Genomic DNA, 3,617 nt, shown 5'->3' with positions numbered 1-3,617 from the left:
CAGCCTCATGCAAACACCTTGGCCAGCGTAATCGACAGATCGCGAACAGGCTTCCCGTCGCATGTCAAATTCCGTTCGCAAAAAATGGTAATGGCGGCCCCACTCCGACATCGACGCTCGATCTAGTTGGGCGTGTATTTGAACTCTGGCAGAGATTTGAGCGCGTCCTTGGTTGCATCGGGCAACTGCATTTCCTTTCCGACGATGCGAAGCTCTGAGAATGGAATTGCCACCAAATGTTTACCCATTCCCAGGAATCCACCGACCGAGAGGATGACATACGCGTCTTTGTTGCCTGGAACGACGATCAGATCATCGATCGTCCCGAGACGTTCGTTGTTGCGATCAAAGACCGGCGAACCGTTAATTTTAGAAGCCCGGTATCCGGTGCCCAGTTGAACCACATCGACCCTCTGTTGAGTAATCGCCTGTGGCGTTCCCTGCGCGCGCAAAGCTTGTATGTTCACGCTCATTGCGAGGACAGCCGCCGTTACAAAACCGGTCACTTTTTTCATCGTTAATCTCTCTGAATTTCGTCCGTGCCAGTAGCGCCTACGTGGCAATACAACGCGATGAAGGAGAAAGGCTCGTTCGATCTGCGTTATCAGCGCGTCAATAGAACGGCTAAATAGCCGCGAATCAAGCGCTAGCCCTTCACAAATAACGCGCGCTCTAAGGACGACGATCGACCAAACCAACTGTTCCACGTAAGATGCGCTCACTGAGCGCATATGTCCTCCAAGCGAAACGATATGTGATGTCAGTCTCCAGCAATTGGGGTTCCCGCGAGTCTGCGATTGAAGTTTGTGAATTGGCCGGATCGAGGGTCGCTCAAAACGCCCATACGTGCGCGAAATGGCATGGACAGCGATTCCTCGTCAACTACGTGTGAATATCGTGCCGCGCGCTTAGTTTGTGACGCGTTAGGCTCAAATTCAAAGGGCGCTGTACGCGGTGCGAAACGCACGCCGACTACACAGTTTCATCGCATCAATGAGGACGAGATGATGCAACGAACCCAAATTTCTCTTGCGCGGCGAACGAAGCGCGTCCGATGACCGGATCCTGACGCGGATGCACCATGGCGATGCCCAAATTGGCGCGGCCGATTTATCAACTCCCGCGTTGGAGAAGTTCAAAGCCGCACGCCCTGCCAGCGTGGCGTCGAACTCAATCGCGGTTACGCTTCCAGCCGTACCGGAAAGGTGAGCCATGATCGCAGTGTAATACCCGACACACGCTCCGATATGAACAACGTGCTCACCAGGCCGAATTCCGGCGCTCGCCATGAGAGGCGCACGGTAGGACGATACCGTTGTTGAGGCCGCGCTCTGGAACGATGCCAATCAAACCATCGGAATAGAGGTGGACGGGATCGTCGTCAGGTGTGGGAGTGTAACCGGTGGATCTCCAGACGGGCCATGGCCCCGGGCCGAGATAGCGCTCCCGCTGGACAGTAGCAAACGCCGCTTCGACATCCGAATTATCCAGCCCGACCGACGCCATGATCTGCTTCGCATATGCGCGGCGGACGATGGCAAGCTCTTGTTCGCGATTCATGTCGAGACCCCTGAGTTCCAGGGAAAGTAGTGCCAATTTGGCGTACCGCCTGTGAAGCAGAAAGACCTAGTTAGTGGGGAAACAACTCTTCGGCCGCCAATCCGAAAGTCTGGATCGCTTCCCCGCCTCGCTCGCTTCGAACGCACCGACGCGACTCAGAAAGCACAGCACGACCAGGCAGCGCCGAGAGGAACGGCCAAGCGACGCTCCACTGGAACGCTTAGCGTCGAGCAATTGCCCAGTCTCTGCCGAGTCGGGAAACTGCAGCCCGATGTCGAGACTCCCACGTTACTCAAGTTTCGACCCTTTTATTCGATCTATCGCATTGAGTAACACGGGCAACGATACGGGCTTCGCGAGATGAGCATTAAAACCAGCACGTAACGCTCTCTTAGCGTCCTGTGCACGTCCGAACCCGGTGAGGGCGATCGCAGGCACTGCGACCATCTTCGGCAGTCTTCGCAAGGCTTCAATAAATTCATAGCCGTCCATCTCGGGCATTCCAATGTCCGACAGAATTAAATCGAAGTCGTCGTTAGTCGCCGCCGCAAGAGCCCGCGTTGCGCTCGCCTCCGCGTGCACATGCGCGCCCTCGAGTTCCAGAAGCGTGCGAAACGCTTCGAGCGATTCCAACGAATCGTCGATCAACAGGATTTTAAGCTCCATGAGAGCGCTCGAATCGATCGGCTCATCCGGATGGTCCGGCCCTCGCAAAACCGGGCTTTCCGGTAACCAGAGACGAAAACGAGCACCCTTCCCCAAGCCCGCGGACTCGGCCTCAATGCGTCCACCATGCATTTCTGCAATTTGCTTGACCAGCGAGAGACCAATTCCTAGCCCACCCCGATCGCGTCTTCCTGCAGCTTCAGCTTGGCTGAACATGTCAAATATCTTCGGCAGGAAGTCGGGAGCAATGCCCTGCCCGGTATCCGCAACTTCGATGCAGATAAAATCATCGTCGCGTGAGAGCGAGATCCCAATTCGTCCTCCGTGCGGCGTGAACTTCAACGCATTGCGCACGAGGTTCCAAAGCATCTGTTCGAGGCGGACCGCATCGGCTCGGATGACAACGGGGACGCCCACTCCAGACATCGATAGGTCAATGCCGTTTACTGCGGCATCGGCCGCGCTCGCTTCGACCACCGATTGCACTGCGACCGAAACGTCGACCGGTCCCCGCTGCAACGCCAGTTTTCCAGTGCGCGCGCGCGACAGGTCGAGCAGATCGTCGATGATTTTCGCCTGACCGACGACGGAGCGCCGGATAGCTTCGGCTGCCTCTTGAACGACCGCGATCCCTCTTGCCTCCGGCGTGCGGGTGAGCAACTCCGCTTTCACATGAATCAGATTGAGGGGGTTTTTTAGTTCGTGCGACAACACGGCAAAGAACTCGTCCTTCAAACGGATGGCGGCCTCCGCCTGAAGGCGTATTTCGCGCTCAAGCTTCAACTGTAACTGCTGCTGACTTTCGATCCCTTTCTGATTCGTGACGTCGCGAACGATCTTCGCGTAACCTTTAAAGTCGGCCGCATTGATCGATGTCATCACACCGCTGCAGTAGGCTTGCGAGCCATCACGTCGCAGGTGCCACCGTTCGTCCTCTGCGCGCCCGGCGCCGGCCGCTTGTGCTCGCTCCGCTTGGGCAATTCCGTCCGCACGATCTGCAGGCAAGAAAATCATATCGATGGAGTTGCCCTTCACTTCCGCTTCCTTGTAGCCGAATATCCGTTCCGCACCCTTGTTCCAGCTGACAATCACTCCGTCCATGTCCTGAACGATGATCCCGTAGTCGTCAGTCGTCAGCGCCGCAAGCTTTAGCCGGTCGTCACTTGTACGCGCGTCCAATTGCGCTTGCCGTCGAGACGTGACGTCGATCAGCGTAAGCACAGCGCCGTCAATGTGATGGTCAGCGGTGCGATAGGGCAGCAAGCGAGCCAGAAAAGAATGCCCGTCGCTCGTTTCGACCTCGCGCTCAATCATCTGCAGGCTGCTAAAGACGGCGGCAGCATCGTCAGCCAGTTCGGGATATTTCAGGCGATGCGTAAGATCGAGCAATG

4 protein-coding genes and 1 pseudogene are annotated in these 3,617 nt (G+C 56.6%); all 5 read right to left on the bottom strand.

Going from position 1 to position 3,617, the window contains the following annotated elements; translation table 11 throughout:
• Positions 1 to 122: 122 nt before the first annotated feature.
• Positions 123 to 515: a PRC-barrel domain-containing protein gene (locus tag JWR14_RS16155; RefSeq protein WP_299708466.1), complete on the bottom strand. Its 393-nt coding sequence runs from the start codon at positions 513 to 515 to the stop codon at positions 123 to 125.
• Positions 516 to 935: 420 nt separating this feature from the next.
• Positions 936 to 1,289, bottom strand: coding sequence for a hypothetical protein (locus tag JWR14_RS38565; protein WP_366144549.1), 354 nt, complete (start codon positions 1,287 to 1,289; stop codon positions 936 to 938).
• The gene (locus JWR14_RS16150) at positions 1,261 to 1,560 is read right to left on the bottom strand and encodes a hypothetical protein (protein ID WP_299708465.1); all 300 of its coding nucleotides are present in this window, start codon (positions 1,558 to 1,560) and stop codon (positions 1,261 to 1,263) included. Before JWR14_RS16150 ends, JWR14_RS38565 begins: the two co-directional genes overlap by 29 nt.
• Positions 1,561 to 1,848: 288 nt before the next feature.
• Positions 1,849 to 3,405: an ATP-binding protein gene (locus JWR14_RS16145; protein ID WP_299708464.1), complete on the bottom strand. Its 1,557-nt coding sequence runs from the start codon at positions 3,403 to 3,405 to the stop codon at positions 1,849 to 1,851.
• A gap of 78 nt (positions 3,406 to 3,483) precedes the next feature.
• Positions 3,484 to 3,615 (bottom strand): annotated as a pseudogene (locus JWR14_RS38560) (hypothetical protein); the annotation flags it as partial.
• Between the last annotated feature and the right edge of the window lie 2 nt (positions 3,616 to 3,617).

The sequence above is a fragment of the Caballeronia sp. genome, assembly GCF_028292365.1.
Classification (GTDB): domain Bacteria; phylum Pseudomonadota; class Gammaproteobacteria; order Burkholderiales; family Burkholderiaceae; genus Caballeronia.
This window is presented reverse-complemented; position numbering and strand designations above follow the sequence as displayed.

What these genes read in the sequence shown, in the direction of transcription:
- JWR14_RS38565 (WP_366144549.1), bottom strand. Translation starts at nt 1,289, where the DNA reads ATGGCGAGCGCCGGAATTCGGCCTGGTGAGCACGTTGTTCATATCGGA.
- JWR14_RS16150 (WP_299708465.1), bottom strand. Translation starts at nt 1,560, where the DNA reads ATGAATCGCGAACAAGAGCTTGCCATCGTCCGCCGCGCATATGCGAAG.
- JWR14_RS16155 (WP_299708466.1), bottom strand. Translation starts at nt 515, where the DNA reads ATGAAAAAAGTGACCGGTTTTGTAACGGCGGCTGTCCTCGCAATGAGC.